The following is a 15,572-nucleotide window of genomic DNA, read 5'->3' as shown; positions in this document are numbered from 1 at the left end:
GGGCGAGGGTCGGCGAAACCTAGTGTCGAGCCAACTGATCACCCCCACAGGGAGGGACCCGATGGCACTCGCAGCCCCCACCGTCCGCAACGCCGAGCCTTCGACGGTGAAGGCCGGTTGGTTCCGCACCAGTTACGACTGGCGCAGCTCCGTGTACGCCGTCGCGGCACTGCCGGTCGGCCTGGTGTCCCTGCCGCTGGCGCTGCTCGGCGGGTCACGCGCCGCCCACCGGCTGCAGCGCGGCCTCGCGGCGCGGCTGTTGGACGCCCGGATCACCGAGCCGGCACGTGGCCGGGCGGCACGGGTGGTGGCTCATGGTGTGCTGGCCCTGCCGCTCCAGCTCCTTGCCGCCCTGCTCACCGGAGTGCTGTGGGCCGACGTCCTGGCCCGGGGGGTCTGCTACCCGCTGGCGGAGTGGGGGCAGGACGTGAGTCAGGCCTGGGGTGGCCCGACGCTCATCGGCGCGTGGGCCGCGCATTTCGGCGTCGGAGTGCTCACCCTGGCGGTCCTGCTGCCGGTGTCCCGGGCGCTCGTCGTCGCCCAGCGGCGGCTGGCCGTCCGTCTCCTCGACGCGTCCGCGGACGCCTGACGTGGCTGCCCCGGGCTTGCCGCCGATGAGCGTCGAACAGATGAATCAGCGGCTGCGGGTCGCGGCCCTTCCGGCCGCCACCGTCGCCCTGGTGCTGTTGGGATGGCTCGACCTGGTCCAGCACTACGCTCTGGGCGCGCCACCGGCGATGGCCCTGAGCGTGGCCCGCGCGGTGCCGCTGCTGTGGTGTCGCAGCCGCCCGCTGCTCGCCTGGGGAGTGTCGCTCGCCGCGGTCCTGCTGACCGCGCTGGTGGCCCGGCCGGTCTCGGGGGCCGAGCCGTGGCCGTGGCCCGTGACCAGCTTGGCCGCACAGGTGGTGGTGCTGGTCCTGGCCGGGAGCCGGTTGGAGCGGCGGGTCTCGGGGGCGCTGGGAGCGGCGGTCGTCGCCGCCACGGCCGCCCTGCTGGCCACGCTGCCCGAGCGCGGCGGCTGGTCGAACCTCTTGCCGGTCGCCGTCGCGGTCGCGCTCGCGCTGATCGCGGCCGAGGTGCTGCGCGACCGCGCGCTGACCCGGGTCCGTCTGGCCGAGCAGGAACGGATCAGCGAGACCGAGCGGACGCGGCGTGCTCTGCTGGAGGAACGATCCCGCATCGGCCGCGAACTGCACGATGTCGTGGCCCACCACATGTCCCTGATCGCCGTTCGGGCGGAGACCGCGCCCTACCGCCTGCCGGACGTCTCCGCGGAGGTTCGCGAGGAGTTCCGGGCCGTCAGCGGTGCGGCGCGCGACGCGCTGACGGACATGCGACGCCTGCTGGGCCTGCTGCGCGGCGACGGGTCGGTCGAGCGGATGCCGCAGCCCGAGCTCGCCCAACTCGCCGATCTGGTCCGGGACGCCGGGTCCGGGGTCACGCTGGAGGCGGTCGGGGAACTCGGCTCCGTGCCCGCCACGGTCGGGGTCTGCGCCTACCGGATCGTCCAGGAATCGCTGTCGAACGCACGACGTCACGCCCCCGGCGCGCCGGTGGCGGTTCGGGTGGAGCGCACCGGAGTATCGGTTCTGATCACCGTTCGGAACGGCCCCGGTAGCACCCGGTCCACCGCCACCCCGCCGGACTCCACGGGGTCGGGCCATGGTCTGATGGGCATGCGGGAGCGCGCCGCCCTGCTCGGAGGGGAGTTCTCCGCCCGGGCCACGCCGGAAGGCGGGTTCACCGTGACAGCCGACCTGCCGCTGCCGGAGTGACGATGAACACCAGCATCCTGATCGTCGACGACCAGGCCATGGTCCGCCAGGGTTTCGGCGCGCTGCTCGCGGCCCAGCCGGGCCTGGAGGTGGCGGGCGACGCCGCCGATGGCGCGGCCGCGCTGGAGGCCGTGGCCCGCCTGGACCCGGACGTGGTCCTGATGGACGTGCGGATGCCGGTGATGGACGGTCTTGAGGCGACCCGCCGAATGCTGGAGGGCCGCCGCGAACGGCCCAGGGTGCTCATGCTCACCACCTTCGACCTGGACGACTACGTCTACGAGGCGCTGCGGGCCGGCGCCAGCGGCTTTCTCCTGAAGGACGCGTCGGCCGAGGAGCTGATCCAGGCAGTGCGTGTTGTCGCAGCCGGTGACGCCCTGCTCGCCCCCTCGGTCACCCGCCGTCTCATCGAGGACTTCGCGAGCCGCCGGCCCGGTCCCCCGCACGGTGGCCCCGCCCGCCGGCTGCCCGAACTGACCCCCAGGGAGAGCGAGGTCCTGCGGCTGGTCGCCCGGGGCCTCTCCAACAGTGAGATCGCCACCGACCTCGTCCTGGCCGAACAGACCGTCAAGACACATGTCAGCCGGATCCTGACCAAGCTCGACCTGCGCGACCGCGCGCAGGCGGTGGTCCTCGCCTACGAGTCCGGTCTGGTCGCCCCGGGCGGATGAGGCCGGGGCGCACGGGCACGGCCGAACGGCCCGTGCGGTCATCGGCGGGCAGTGGGTCAGAGCCGCTGGAGCCGGGTGACCGCCTCCTGCAGCACCTCGTCCTTCTTGCAGAAGGTGAAGCGGACGAGCGGGCGGCCGGCCTCGGGGTCGTCGTAGAAGACGGCGTTGGGGATGGCGACGACGCCGCAGCGCTCGGGGAGGGCGCGGCAGAACTCGACGCCGTCCTTCTCGCCGAGCGGGGTGATGTCGGTGGTGATGAAGTACGTGCCCTCGGGGTTGAAGACGCGGAAGCCGGCCGCGGCCAGGCCGTCGGCGAGCAGGTCGCGCTTGCGCCGCAGGTCGGCGCGGAAGTCCTCGAAGTAGGCGTCGGGCAGGCGCAGGGCCTCGGCCACCGCGTACTGGAAGGGGCCGGCGCTGACGTAGGTGAGGTACTGCTTCGCGGTGCGGACGGCGGCGACCAGCGGCGCGGGGGCGGTGACCCAGCCGACCTTCCAGCCGGTGAAGGAGAACGTCTTGCCGGCCGAGGAGATGGAGACGGTGCGCTCGCGCATCCCGGGGAGGGCGGCGATCGGGTGGTGGGCGCCGGCGAAGACCAGGTGTTCGTAGACCTCGTCGGTGACGACCAGCAGGTCGCGCTCGACGGCGAGGGCGGCGATCGCGGCCAGTTCGTCGGGGGAGAGCACCAGACCGGTGGGGTTGTGCGGGGAGTTGAGCAGGAGCAGGCGGGTGCGCGGCGTGACCAGGGCGCGCAACCGGTCCAGGTCGGGGCGGAAGTCGGGGGCGCGCAGGGTGAGCGGGACGCGGACCGCGCCGGCCATCGCGATGCAGGCGGCGTACGAGTCGTAGAAGGGTTCGAGGGCGATCACCTCGTCGCCGGGCTCCAGCAGCGCGAGCAGGGCGGCGGCGATGGCCTCGGTGGCGCCGGCGGTCACCAGGACCTCGGTGTCCGGGTCGTAGGCCAGGCCGCGGAACCGCTGCTGGTGCTCGGCGATCGCGGTGCGCAGCTCCGGGATGCCGGGGCCGGGCGGGTACTGGTTGCCGCGGCCCTCCAGCACGGCCCGGGCGGCGGCCTCGGCGATCCCGCGGGGCCCGTCGGTGTCGGGGAAGCCCTGGCCGAGGTTGATCGAACCGGTGGCGGTCGCGAGCGCGGACATCTCGGCGAAGATCGTCGTGCCCAGTCCGTCCAGCCTGCGGTTCAGCAGCGGCCTCGTACCCATTGCGGCTCCTCACGCCTCGGTGTCGGGCCCCATCCTCGGGCCGGGCGGGGGCCGCGGACAAGGACGGCCCGCCACCGGGTGTGCCGGTGGCGGGCCGTACGGATGCGCGGGGCCGGGGGCCGGCCGCCGGGGCGGCAGGCCGGGCCATCGGGCGGGGCTCAGGCCTCGTCGGTGCCCTCGGGGGCCTCGCCCTCGCCCTCGCCCTCCTCGATGTCCTTCTGCAGGCCCAGGCGCTCGATGATCCACTGCTCGAAGCCGACGGCGGCCTGGGTCCAGTTGGCGGTGGTGGTCACGAAGTAGTCCAGGTTCACGCCGGTGCCGACGATCATCTGGGCCTCGCCGATCAGGCGGACCACGCCGTCCTCGTGGGTGTGGGTGTAGACCTTGGGCCAGAGGGTCTCGCGGTTCCACTCGTCGATCAGGTCGAGGATCTCGCCCTTGGCCTCCAGCGGGTACGGGCGGTCGTAGAACGCCCGGACCGCGAAGAGCTCCTTCTGGTCGCCGCGGAACATGTAGTAGACGCGGAAGCCCTCCCAGGGGGCGGTGAGGTCGCCCTCCTCGTCCACGACGTGCTTCAGCTGCATCTGGTCCAGCAGCTGGGTCACCAGGGCCTGGTCCGGAACGATGATCGGCGGCGGGCCGGCCGGCTGCCCGCCCTGACCGCCGGGCTGCCCGCCCTGCGGCACGCCGAACGACGGGATGGACGACGGGTCGATGCTCATGGGGGTCCTCTTCCTCAGTGCACGTGGTGGCCGGCAATGAGAGGCCGCCCTTTCCACCTCCCATCCTGCCTCATTCGGGCCCTGCCTCACAGGGGCGGCCCGCACCCGGAGGGATCTTGGCCGGGGCGTCCCGGGAGGCTCCGGCGACCCAGGGTGAGCGCCCGTGGGCGACCGTCGGCGCGCGGCGGTGGGCCGCCCCTGCGGGAGGGGCGGCCCACCGGATCGCGGGCCAGGATTCCCTACTTCTCCAGCGGCCCGCGGGCACGGACGGTGAGGTTGTCGGCGGCCTCGTTCCGTTCGACCAGAACGGTGTCGCCGTCGTGCACCTGGCCGGAGAGGATCGCCCGGGCCAGCTGGTCGCCGATCGCGGACTGCACCAGCCGTCGCAGCGGGCGGGCGCCGTACGCCGGGTCGTAGCCGGTGAGCGCCAGCCAGTCCCGGGCGGCCTCGCTGACCTGGAGGGTGAGCCGGCGGTCGCGCAGCCGCTCGCCCAGCCGGGCCACCTGGAGGTCGACGATCCGGCTGAGCTCGGCGGTGCCCAGCGGGTCGAAGACCACGATGTCGTCCAGCCGGTTGAGGAACTCCGGCTTGAACGCGGCCCGGACGGACTCCAGCACCAGCGCCTTCTTCCGGTCCTCCGGGGTGGCCGGGTCGACCAGGAACTGTGAGCCCAGGTTGGAGGTGAGGATCAGGATCGCGTTGCGGAAGTCCACGGTGCGGCCCTGGCCGTCGGTGAGCCGGCCGTCGTCCAGCACCTGGAGCAGCACGTCGAAGACCTCGGGGTGGGCCTTCTCCACCTCGTCGAGCAGCACCACGCTGTACGGGCGGCGGCGGACCGCCTCGGTGAGCTGGCCGCCCTCCTCGTAGCCGACGTACCCGGGCGGGGCGCCGACCAGGCGGGAGACCGAGTGCTTCTCGCCGTACTCGCTCATGTCGATGCGGACCATGGCGCGTTCGTCGTCGAAGAGGAAGTCGGCCAGCGCCTTGGCCAGCTCGGTCTTGCCGACGCCGGTGGGGCCGAGGAAGAGGAAGGAGCCGGTCGGGCGGTCCGGGTCGGCGATGCCCGAGCGGGTGCGCCGCACGGCGTCCGAGACGGCCTGCACGGCCTCGCTCTGGCCGATCAGGCGCCGGCCCAACTCGTCCTCCATGCGCAGGAGTTTGGCGCTCTCGCCCTCCAGCAGCCGGCCGGCCGGGATGCCCGTCCAGGAGGCGACCACGTCGGCGACGTCGTCCGGGCCGACCTCCTCCTTGACCATGGAGGCGGAGGAGTCCTCGTCGGCGGCCCGCGCCTGGGCCTCGGACAGCTCCTTCTCGGCGGCCGGGACCTCGGCGTACATCAGCTTGGAGGCGCGCTCGAAGTCGCCGTCCCGCTGGGCGCGTTCGAGGGCGCCGTGCAGGTCGTCCAGCCGCTCCTTGAGCTCGCCGACCCGGTTGAGGCTCTTCTTCTCCTGCTCCCACCGGGCCGTCAGCACGCTCAAGTGCTCGTTCTTGTCGGCGAGATCGCGCCGCAGCCGGGCCAGCCGGTCGACCGAGGCCGGGTCGGACTCCTTCTCCAGAGCCAGCTCCTCCATCCGCAACCGGTCCACGGCGCGCTGGAGTTCGTCGATCTCGACCGGGGAGGAGTCGATCTCCATCCGGAGCCGGGAGGCCGCCTCGTCGACCAGGTCGATCGCCTTGTCGGGCAGGAAGCGGGAGGTGATGTAGCGGTGCGAGAGCGTCGCCGCGGAGACCAGGGCGGCGTCCGAGATCTGCACCTTGTGGTGCGCCTCGTAGCGACCCTTGAGCCCGCGCAGGATGGCGATCGAGTCCTCCACGCTGGGCTCGCCGACCAGCACCTGCTGGAAGCGGCGCTCCAGCGCCGGGTCCTTCTCGATCCGCTCTCGGTACTCGTCCAGGGTGGTGGCGCCGACCATGCGCAGCTCGCCGCGGGCCAGCATCGGCTTGAGCATGTTGCCCGCGTCCATCGCGGAGTCGCCGCCGGCGCCCGCGCCGACCATGGTGTGCAGCTCGTCGATGAAGGTGACGACCTGGCCGTCGCTCTGCTTGATGTCGTTGAGGACGGCCTTCAGCCGCTCCTCGAACTCGCCGCGGTACTTGGCGCCGGCGACCATCGCACCGAGGTCCAGCGCGACCAGGCGCTTGCCGCGCAGCGACTCCGGGACGTCGCCCGCGACGATCCGCTGCGCCAGCCCCTCGACCACGGCGGTCTTGCCGACGCCGGGCTCGCCGATCAGCACCGGGTTGTTCTTGGTGCGCCGGGAGAGCACCTGGACCACCCGGCGGATCTCCTGGTCCCGCCCGATCACCGGGTCGAGCTTGCCGTCCCGGGCGGCCTGGGTGAGGTCGGTGCCGTACTTCTCCAGCGCCTTGTAGGTGCCCTCCGGGTCCGGCGAGGTGACCCGGCCGCTGCCCCGCACGTCCTTGAACGCGGCGAGCAGGGCCTTCGGGGTGGCGCCCTGCTGCACCAGCAGCTCGGCGACCGGCCCGCCCTCGTGCGCCAGGCCGACCATCAGGTGCTCGGTGGAGACGTACTGGTCGTCCAGGTCGTCCGCCCGCTTGCCGGCCTCGGTGAGCACGGCCAGGGTGTCGCGGGCCAGCTGCGGGGCGGCGACCGTGGAGCCCATCGCGCTGGGCAGCGCGGCCAGCTGCCGGCGGGCCTCGGAGCCGATCCGGGCGGCGTCCGCGCCGACCGCCTCCAGCAGGGGTTTGGCGATGCCCTCGGGCTGTTCCAACAGGGCGATCAGGATGTGCACCGGCTTGACGTCCGGGTTGCCCGACGCGCCGGCCTGCCGGATCGCGGCGGACAGGGCGTCCTGCGTCTTGGTGGTGAACTTGCTGGCGTCCACTGCTGGGGTGTCCTCCTCGCTCGTGCGGAGCGCTGTGTCTCGTACCTGTGCGCAGCTGTGCTCGTGCCGCTGCCCGTGGTTCTGCCCGTCGGCCGGCCGTCGGCCGCCCGGGCGTAGTGCTGCTGCGTAGTGCTGCTGGATACAGCATGCACTAAGTTGAGTCTATTCCGCTCAACTTTTGGAGACCTTCCGGTGAACGGCTCCGGAGCGGTGCGGGCGCAGCGGCCCGGCCGTCCGCCTGGTGAGCGTCAGCAGCTCCCGGGCCGGCCCGCCGGGCCGCTGCCCGGCCGGCCAGACCGCCCGCAGCGGACGCCGCAGGTCCAGCTCCTCCGCCAGCGGCACCGCCACCAGCCGCCGGGTCGCCAGCTCCTCCACCACCGCCAGCTCGCTCAGGCAGACCGGCCCGGCCCCGGTCATCGCGGCCGCCTTGAGCGCCGTCGACGACGCCAGCTCCAGCCGCGGCCGCGCCGCGCCCCCGAACGGTGCCAGCGCCATCTCCAGCACCTCGCGGGTGCCCGAGCCGGGCTCGCGCAGCACCAGCGCGGTCGCGGCCAGCTCCTCCCCGGTCAGCCGGGCCCGGCGGCGGGCCCAGGGGTGGTCCGGGGCGACCACGACCACCAGCCGGTCGGCGGCCACCACCGCGCCGGCCAGGCCGGCCGGGGTGGACGGGCCCTCGACGAAGCCGAGGTCCGCGTCGCCGGCCAGCACGTGCCCGGCGACGTCCGCCGAGTTCGCCGTCCGCAGCGTCACCGCGGTACCCGGGCTGGACTCGTGCAGCGCCAGCAGCCAGCCCGGCATCAGGTACTCGGCGACGGTCAGGCTGGCCACCACGACCAGCCGGGCGTCGCGGCGTTCGCGCAGCGCGTCGATCCCGGCGTCCAGCGACTGGGCGGCCTCCACCACGTGGCGGGCCCACTCGACCACCAGCCGGCCCGCCTCGGTCGGCCGGCTGCCGCGCGGCGAGCGGTCCAGCAGGGGCACGCCGATCTGCCGCTCCATGCCCTTGATCCGGGCGCTGGCGGTGGGCTGGCTCACGCCCAGCTCGGCCGCCGCCCGGCCGACGCTGCCCAGCCGGGCCACCGCGAGCAGCAGCTCCAGCGCACCGAGTTCGGGGACGCGCGGGGAGAGGGCCATAGGTTCAGCCTATGCCCTCATAGAGCGCCCGGCGCTACCGGCATCCGGGTCCGGCGGCGACGGTGGATGCCATGGCCACCCTGATCAGCGTCCGACCGCTCGCTCGCACACCCCGTCCCGACCTCGCCCAGCTGGGCCCCAACTGGTACGCGGTGGTCATGGGCACCGCGATCGTCGGCAACGGGGCGGCCGCCCTGCCGGTCCGGGCGCCGGGGCTGACCGGCTTCGGCGAGGTGATGTGGGCGCTCGGGCTGGCCGCGCTGCTGGTGCTCGGCGCGGGGCGGCTGGTCCACCTCACCCGGTACCGCGCCGCCGCCCGGGCGCACCTGCTGGACACCCCGGCCACCGCGGTCTTCTACGGCTGTCCGCCGATGGCCATGATCTCGGTCGGCCTCGGGACCCTCGCGGTCGGCTCACGGGTGATCGGCACCGGCCCCGCCGTCGCGCTGGACGCCGTGCTCTGGAGCGCCGGCACCCTCTACGCGCTGACCGTCGCGGCCGGCATCCCGTACCTGATGATCACCCGGCACCGGGTCTCCCCGCTGGAGGCCAACCCCACCTGGCTGCTGCCGGTGGTCGCCCCGCTGGTCGCCTCCGCCGCCGGCCCCGCGCTCGTCCCGCACCTGCCGGCCGGCACCGCGCAGCAGGCCATGCTCTACGGCTGCTGGGCCCTGTTCGGCGTCGGCCTGCTGGCCACCCTCGCACTGCTGCCGGTGGTGTTCACCGGCCTGGTCCACAGCAAGCTGCCCGCCCTGGCGCTCACCCCGTCGCTCTTCCTGGTGCTCGGCCCGCTCGGCCAGTCCACCACCGCCCTGCACCAGCTCGCCGACGCCGCCCGCCCGGTCACCCCGCAGCTCGCGCCCGCCGCGCTCGCCCTCGCCGAGCTCTACGGCGTCGCGGTGACGGGCGTCGCGATGCTCTGGCTGGCCGTCGCCGTCGCCGCCAACCTGCGGGCCCGGCGGGCCGGGATGCCCTTCGCGATGACCTGGTGGGCGTACACCTTCCCGATCGGCACCTGCGTCACCGGCACGGCCGCGCTCGCCCGGCACACCGGCTTCCCGGGCTTCACCGGCCTGGCCGCCGGGCTCTTCGTGCTGCTCGTCGCGGCCTGGGCGGTCGCCGCCGCCGGCACCACGGCCGGGCTGGCCGGCGGGCGGCTGCTGGCGCGCTGACGGACCGACGGCCGCCGGGCCGGAGCGCCGGCCTGTGGCCGGGGCGGTCCACGACCGAATGACCGGACGGTCGGACTCCGCGGCCCGACCTCGCTGACCAGCCCCTTTACCAGCGGCCGCGGCCCGGCGCAGGAAGACGCTCCGGCCCGCCGGTGCAGGTTCCTGCAATTGCGGGAACCTGCACTCTGGCTGCACTTGTTCACCGGCCGTCACGCTGTGAGGGTGGAGTCACGTCAGGTCGACCGGGCACCGCAGCCCGTGGTGGCGACTTGCTCTTCAGTACTGGATGCGTGAGGTACTCCGTACCTGCATATCGGGGGGAAGAGCGCCGGCCGGGACGCCATGTGTGGTGATGGCCCCCGGGACCGGATCCGGCGAGGCGTTGCTGCTCCGCCTCGCCGGAAGCGCACAGACCCTGGCGTGGCACCGGCGGCCCCCGGCCTCCCGGCGTGCGACGGCACCCGGGACCCGGGGGCCCGCCGGCGCTTGGGGCCGGACTAGTACCGTGATCGCGTGCGGCGCGCGGTGCTGGGATCATGACCGGAAGGCGCGTGGGCACGCGTGGCGCCGGCCCGCCCGACCGCGGCCCGGCCGAAGCACAGGCACATCCGCGATCCATTCGGCAGGGAGTGTTCCAGGTGACGGCGGAGCCGACGGCCGCCCCGGGCCCCGGCGGGCCCGGCGGCGAACCGGACGAGGCGGCCCGGCGGCTCTACCTGGCCGTCCTCGCCGACGGCGGGCGCGTCCCGGCCGCCGACGTCCCGGACTCCGACCAGGACGCCCTGCGCCAGCTGGTCGACGTCGGCCTGCTGATGCCCAATCCGATCGACGCCTGCTACGTCGCCGTCAGCCCCCGCTCCGTCAGCGACCGCCTGGGCGCCGAGCTGCGCAGCGAGGCCACCCGGCTGCTGGTCCGCGCGGAGAACCTCCCCGGCGCCCTGGACGGCCTCACCCAGGCCTACGACGCGATGCCGCCCCGCCCGCCCGAGCGCTCCGGCGGCGCGGTCTACATCGAGGGCCACGTCCACATCCGGCACCGCATCTCGCAGCTGGTCTCGGACTGCCGCACCGAGGTGCTCACCGCCCAGCCGGGCCACCGCCCGCCGGACGCCCTCAAGATCGCGCTGCTGCAGGACGTCCAACTGCTCCAGCGCGGCTGCTCGCTGCGGACCATCTACCAGCCGATCGCCGTCTCGGAGCCGGCCGCCCGCGCGTACGCGGCCGAGGTCACCCGGCTCGGCTCGGCGATCCGGACCCTGGACGAGCCGTTCCAGCGCCTGTTCGTCTTCGACCGCTCGGTCGCGGTGATCTCCGCCGCCCAGGACCACAGCGCCGCGGCGTTCATCTCCGACCCGTCCGCCGTCGCCTTCCTGGTCAACGCCTTCGAACGGGACTGGGCCCGCGCCGAGAGCACCGACTGGGCCGCCGCGCACGCCCACGGCACCAGCCGCGACGGGCCCGACCGGGTCGGTCGGCTGCTCGCCCGCGGCCTCACCCAGCGCGCCGTCGCGACCCGCCTGGGGCTGAGCGAGCGCACCGTCGCCGCCCACATCTCCCGTCTGCGGGACCGTCACGGCGCGCAGACCCTGTTCCAGCTCGGCTGGTTGATGCGGGGCGAGCAGGACGGCGAGGCGGGGTGAGCGCGGCCGCCCCGGCCCTCCGGCACGGACGGCCGCGTACGGGGGCCTGGGCGGCCGCTCGGGGCGCCCGGTGCGGGCCGCCGAGGTCAGCCGGTGGCAGCGCCGGTCGGCCAGTAGCCGGTCGGGGGCTGCTGGCGCGGGACGGTGAACTGCTCGCCGGGGGCGGTCCAGAAGCCCTCGCGCAGCGAGAGCGCCATGCCGGCCCAGTCCAGGGCGGTCTCCACGGTGTGGTGGAGGGCCTCCTGCGACCAGGTGTCGTCGAAGACCAGCGGCAGGACCGGGGCGACCTGCTCGATGGTGGCGATGAGCGGGTTGTGCGTGATCGCCTCGTCCACCAGCAGCACGATGGGCTTGCGCAGGGCCGAGGCCCAGCCCAGCTCCAGGCTGACGCCCGCGGAGAGCGGCGCACCGACGTAGGCGAAGACCAGGTCGGCGGACTGCAGCGCGCGGAAGTCCGAGGGGACCCGGGGCTCGGGGGCCCGGCCGGACACGGTCCACGCGTCGCTGTGGTGGGCGCTGTACACGGCGGCGCCGCTGCGGAGCAGGGTGGTGCGGAGCGTCGTCAGCCGCGTCCGGCTGGCCAGGGTCACCACGCTGTCCGCCGGGCCGGTCAGCCGCATCAGCGGTGCGGCCAGGAAGACCCGTGCACGCCGGCCCTCGTGGGCCTGGCTGTCGTGGTGACGCAGGTAGGGCTCGGTCATTGTCGACTCCGGGGGAAGGGCGTCGGCTCGGCTGCTCCTGGCCGACACCGGGTGTGGAGATCAGGGCGGGACAATCGCAGGGATTATTCGCTGTTCCAACGCCGGGAAGAGGCGTTAGTTGATCGTCCACCGAGTAGAGTCACCAGTCCACTGATGCTTGGTGGCATCCGTCTGCATGGCAGAGAGATGACACCCTCTGACGTGAGTGCGCCCGTGACAGTCAGAACTGCCGTGTGGCACCATCTGATCGTTTGACGGTGCGTCGCGCGTGTATTCGATCCGACGCGCCACTAGAGGATGAGGTGCGCGCATGTCTCGTATACGTCGGGCTGCTCGGACGGTCATGGTGACGATGGCCGCCGGCGTCCTCGTGATGCTTGGCGCCGGTGCTTTTGCCACTGGCCATGATGCTGATCGTTCCGTTCATGTCAATTACTCGGTTTCCGAGGGCGACGCGAACGGTGTTTCCGATCAGGCTTCCGTTCTGCTGCTGGACCAGGACCACTCCTGGACCTGACAGTCGGTTGGGCTGCGAATCTCGCCGCTCACCCGTTCCCGGGTGCGGCGGGATTGGCAGGCCTGTGGTGGGACTCCCGTGACGACCGCGCCAGCGCGTACCCCAGCTGGAACAGCGATTCCACGTTGTAGTCCTCCCGCATCTCGGCGAGGTGGCGGGCCAGGGTGCGCTCGCTGATGCCCAGCCGGCGGGCGATGACTCTGTGGTTGGTGCCGTCGAGCAGCAGGTCGATGATCGTCTGCCGCATCCGGGACACCACCTGTTGGGGGACGGTCCGCCCGCCGCTGAAGTCGAGCCCGCGGTTCCAGTTGCGCTCGAACACCTCGTGCGTGAGGAAGTGGATGACCGCCGGGTCGTGGATGAACGCGGCCAGGTTCAGGTCCTCGGCGACCGGGATGACGGCCAGCGCCCGGTCGACGATGATCAGCCGGGTGTACGGCTCGTCCAGCGTGCGGAACCTCCCGCCGGCCTCGGTGAGCGTCGCCACGTAGTCTCTGGTCGGCGCGTGGTACCGGGTGCTCGGGTGGTAGATGGTCCGCGCGGAGATTCCCCGCCGCAAATCCTCGAGGTCCTCGGAGAGGGTTTGGGAGAGGACCTCCGGGGGCCGGGGACCCCCGGGCTGGGCGGCGAGCACCTCTTCCTTCGCCGAGGCGACCGCGTGATTGATGCGCTGATTGATGATCGCCTTGCCGCGGACGTATTCGACCGTCCCCCCGGTGGCGTCCGGGTTGTGAAAGGCGTCCGCGAGCCCCTGGAGGTCGCCCGGTATGGCTATTGCGCGGGCCAGGAGTTCCAGCGCCTGGCGCTGCCAGGTGGCGCTCAGACCGGACGAGAGCTGCTGCGGATCGGCGGCCAGCAGAACGTGCGGATCATCTGTGTCGGGGACGAGAAGGCCGATGTCCAGCAGTTCGCTGAGATAGCTGTACTCGGATTCCGCCACTTCCTTGCGCGCGATACGGCCGTGCGTGCGGATAACCGCGAGATAGAGATCGTGGGCGCCTGCGGACAGGGTGCCCTGCGTGCCGACGCCCGCGGTGGAGTCGTCCCTCCCGCTCATTGGCGGCTCCTTCTCGACGACAGATTGGCTCCAGGACTGTACGCGCCCCCGCCGGCGATCTTAGGTCGTGGGTCGGGTTCGGGATCAGGCATTGTTCCACCGGCCCGCGGCGGGGCTGTCGAGTGGCAGCCTCTCATCAAACACCGAGCCGCCGGCACCCCCCGTTCAGGAGGTAACCGGCGGCCGTCGGTGAGTGGGCCGGTCAGCGCTTGGGCCGCCAGACGACCAGCGCACTCGACTGGGTCGGCGGCTGGTACGGGACGAGATCGCGGCGGTACGAGGCGTGCACGGCGGCCTCGCGCTGCTGGAGCGCGGTGGCGGCGCCCTCCAGCGAGTCGATCAGTTCCGCGATGCGGGACTGGAGCGCGGTGACCTGGTTCTCCAGCTCGATGATCCGCTTGATGCCGGCCAGGTTGATGCCCTCGTCCTGGGAGAGCCGCTGGACCTCGCGCAGCTGCTGGATGTCCCGGGCCGAGTAGCGGCGCCCGCGGCCGGCGGTGCGGTCCGGGCAGACCAGGCCGAGCCGGTCGTACTGGCGCAGGGTCTGCGGGTGCAGGCCGGAGAGCTCGGCCGCGACCGAGATCACGTACACCGGGGTGTCCTCGGTGAGGACGTACTGCGGCGGCGGGGCGGTGCGGCGGGCGCGCGGTGCGGTGGCGCCGGGCAGGCCCTCGCCGATCCCGGGGCCGATCGGGCCGCGCGCGTTGCTGTCGGGGGTCATCTGGTCGTCACGCTCCCTCCGCCGCCTTGAAGAGGGCGGCACGCGGGTCGTCCGAGGCGGTGGCCTCGCGGTACTGCTCCAGGGCCGTCAGCGCGTCGCCGGTGACGTGCTGCGGCACCACGACCTCCACGGTGACCAGGAGGTCGCCGCGGGTGCCGTCCTTGCGGGTGGCGCCCTTGCCGCGGGCCCGCAGGGTGAGGCCGTTGGCACTGCCCGGGGGCAGCTTGAGCTTCACCGAGGGGCCGTTCAGCGTCGGTACCTCGATGGTGCCGCCCAGAGCGGCCTCGGGGAAGGAGACCGGGACGGTCACGGTGAGGTTGTCGGCCCTGCGGCCGAAGACCGGGTGCGGATCGACGTGCACGGTGACGTAGAGGTCGCCGGGTTGGCCGCCGCGCTCGCCCTGGGCGCCCTTGCCCTTGAGGCGGATGCGCTGGGCGTCCTGGACACCGGCCGGGATGCGCACCTGCATGGTGCGGGCCGAGCTGGCCCGGCCGCTGCCGTGGCAGTCGGTGCACGGGTCGTCGACGATCATGCCCCGGCCGCGGCAGTCCCGGCAGGGCTCGGACAGGGCGAAGGCGCCCTGGCCGCGGCTGACGGTGCCGGCGCCGACGCAGGTCGGACAGACCCGGGGAGTGGTGCCGGCCTTGGCGCCGGTGCCGCTGCAGGTGCGGCAGGGGGCCTGGCTGGTCATCCGCAGCGGGACGGTCGCGCCGTCGACGGCCTCCTCGAAGGAGAGCGTCACCTCGGTCTCGACGTCGGCGCCGCGCCGCGGCTGGGCCTGCCGGCCGCCGCCGCCGCGGTTGAAGAGGCCGCCGAAGACGTCGCCGAGGCCGCCGCCGGAGCCGCCCTGGCTGCCGCTGAAGAGGTCGCCGAAGTCGAAGCCGTAGTTGCCGCCGCCGGGGCCGCCGGCGCGGAAGCCGCCGTTGGCGAAGAGGGCGCGGGCCTCGTCGTACTCCTTGCGGCGCTTCTCGTCCGAGAGGACGTCGTAGGCCTCGGAGATGTCCTTGAAGCGGTCCTCGGCCTTGGTGTCGCCCTTGTTGGCGTCGGGGTGGAACTCGCGCGCCAGTTTGCGGTAGGTCTTCTTGATCTCGGTGGCGGAGGCGTCCTTGGGTACGCCGAGGACCTTGTAGTAGTCCTTCTCCACAAAATCCTTGCCGCTCATGCGCCCACCTCTCCCCCGGCCGGGGCGGCCGGGAGGTGCCCCCATCGCTCGGCGGCCGCTTCGCGGAACGCGCACCTTTCGACGATTCGCTCGCTTCGCACGCTCATGCGCTCCCGCCACCTCCCGAAGTCAACAGTTACGGGTCCACGCCACGTGGCGTCAACGGATACGGCGCTGCGGAGCCGGCCGCCGTACTGGCCGGCGTACGACTCCGCAGCGCACAGGGTCTCAGCTGTC

The 15,572-nt window shown here is 73.3% G+C and carries 14 protein-coding genes; 6 read left to right on the top strand and 8 right to left on the bottom strand.

Annotated elements, in window-relative coordinates; translation table 11 throughout:
- The first annotated feature begins 61 nt into the window (after positions 1-61).
- The 3 genes from ACIPSC_RS03865 to ACIPSC_RS03855 are packed head-to-tail and all read left to right on the top strand — an operon-like array spanning position 62 to position 2,446.
- The gene (locus ACIPSC_RS03865) at positions 62-589 is read left to right on the top strand and encodes a hypothetical protein (RefSeq protein ID WP_400822735.1); all 528 of its coding nucleotides are present in this window, start codon (positions 62-64) and stop codon (positions 587-589) included.
- A 40-nt stretch (positions 590-629) separates the two neighbouring features.
- Positions 630-1,775 (top strand): sensor histidine kinase, encoded by a 1,146-nt coding sequence (locus tag ACIPSC_RS03860; protein WP_400822734.1) that lies wholly within the window; start codon positions 630-632, stop codon positions 1,773-1,775.
- A gap of 2 nt (positions 1,776-1,777) precedes the next feature.
- Entirely contained in the window at positions 1,778-2,446 is a 669-nt protein-coding gene (locus ACIPSC_RS03855) for a response regulator (RefSeq protein WP_400822732.1), read from the top strand.
- 56 nt (positions 2,447-2,502) lie between these two features.
- Here the strand turns inward: ACIPSC_RS03855 and ACIPSC_RS03850 are convergent, their stop codons facing one another.
- From ACIPSC_RS03850 to ACIPSC_RS03835, 4 genes are all read right to left on the bottom strand, one after another.
- On the bottom strand, positions 2,503-3,663 hold the full coding sequence (locus ACIPSC_RS03850) for a pyridoxal phosphate-dependent aminotransferase (RefSeq protein WP_400822730.1): 1,161 nt from the start codon (positions 3,661-3,663) through the stop codon (positions 2,503-2,505).
- Between the two features lie 158 nt (positions 3,664-3,821).
- Positions 3,822-4,385 carry a YbjN domain-containing protein gene (locus ACIPSC_RS03845; RefSeq protein ID WP_400822729.1) on the bottom strand — a complete coding sequence of 188 codons (564 nt, stop codon included), beginning with the start codon at positions 4,383-4,385 and terminating at the stop codon, positions 3,822-3,824.
- A 239-nt stretch (positions 4,386-4,624) separates the two neighbouring features.
- Positions 4,625-7,231: an ATP-dependent chaperone ClpB gene (gene clpB / locus ACIPSC_RS03840; protein ID WP_400822727.1), complete on the bottom strand. Its 2,607-nt coding sequence runs from the start codon at positions 7,229-7,231 to the stop codon at positions 4,625-4,627.
- Positions 7,232-7,402: 171 nt separating this feature from the next.
- A complete protein-coding gene (locus ACIPSC_RS03835) occupies positions 7,403-8,365 on the bottom strand; it encodes a LysR family transcriptional regulator (RefSeq protein ID WP_400822725.1) in 963 nt (320 codons plus the stop codon).
- 71 nt (positions 8,366-8,436) lie between these two features.
- On the opposite strand from ACIPSC_RS03835, the gene ACIPSC_RS03830 reads away from it, so the two are divergent.
- Together ACIPSC_RS03830 and ACIPSC_RS03825 are read left to right on the top strand one after the other, a co-directional pair.
- Positions 8,437-9,537 carry a TDT family transporter gene (locus tag ACIPSC_RS03830; protein ID WP_400822723.1) on the top strand — a complete coding sequence of 367 codons (1,101 nt, stop codon included), beginning with the start codon at positions 8,437-8,439 and terminating at the stop codon, positions 9,535-9,537.
- Positions 9,538-10,175: 638 nt separating this feature from the next.
- Positions 10,176-11,177 (top strand): LuxR C-terminal-related transcriptional regulator, encoded by a 1,002-nt coding sequence (locus ACIPSC_RS03825; RefSeq protein WP_400822721.1) that lies wholly within the window; start codon positions 10,176-10,178, stop codon positions 11,175-11,177.
- 86 nt (positions 11,178-11,263) lie between these two features.
- Here ACIPSC_RS03825 and ACIPSC_RS03820 read toward each other — a convergent pair whose 3' ends face one another.
- Entirely contained in the window at positions 11,264-11,878 is a 615-nt protein-coding gene (locus tag ACIPSC_RS03820; protein WP_238860323.1) for a nucleoside 2-deoxyribosyltransferase, read from the bottom strand.
- A gap of 343 nt (positions 11,879-12,221) precedes the next feature.
- On the opposite strand from ACIPSC_RS03820, the gene ACIPSC_RS03815 reads away from it, so the two are divergent.
- Positions 12,222-12,395, top strand: coding sequence for a hypothetical protein (locus ACIPSC_RS03815; protein WP_400822718.1), 174 nt, complete (start codon positions 12,222-12,224; stop codon positions 12,393-12,395).
- Between the two features lie 28 nt (positions 12,396-12,423).
- Here the strand turns inward: ACIPSC_RS03815 and ACIPSC_RS03810 are convergent, their stop codons facing one another.
- The 3 genes from ACIPSC_RS03810 to dnaJ all read right to left on the bottom strand — a co-directional run bounded on the left by ACIPSC_RS03810 (position 12,424) and on the right by dnaJ (position 15,335).
- Entirely contained in the window at positions 12,424-13,452 is a 1,029-nt protein-coding gene (locus ACIPSC_RS03810) for a helix-turn-helix domain-containing protein (RefSeq protein WP_400822717.1), read from the bottom strand.
- Between the two features lie 202 nt (positions 13,453-13,654).
- Positions 13,655-14,173 (bottom strand): heat shock protein transcriptional repressor HspR, encoded by a 519-nt coding sequence (locus tag ACIPSC_RS03805; protein ID WP_400822716.1) that lies wholly within the window; start codon positions 14,171-14,173, stop codon positions 13,655-13,657.
- Positions 14,174-14,180: 7 nt separating this feature from the next.
- Entirely contained in the window at positions 14,181-15,335 is a 1,155-nt protein-coding gene (dnaJ, locus tag ACIPSC_RS03800) for a molecular chaperone DnaJ (protein WP_400822713.1), read from the bottom strand.
- Between the last annotated feature and the right edge of the window lie 237 nt (positions 15,336-15,572).

Source organism: Kitasatospora sp. NPDC090091, from assembly GCF_044747365.1.
Taxonomy (GTDB): domain Bacteria; phylum Actinomycetota; class Actinomycetes; order Streptomycetales; family Streptomycetaceae; genus Kitasatospora.
This window is presented reverse-complemented; position numbering and strand designations above follow the sequence as displayed.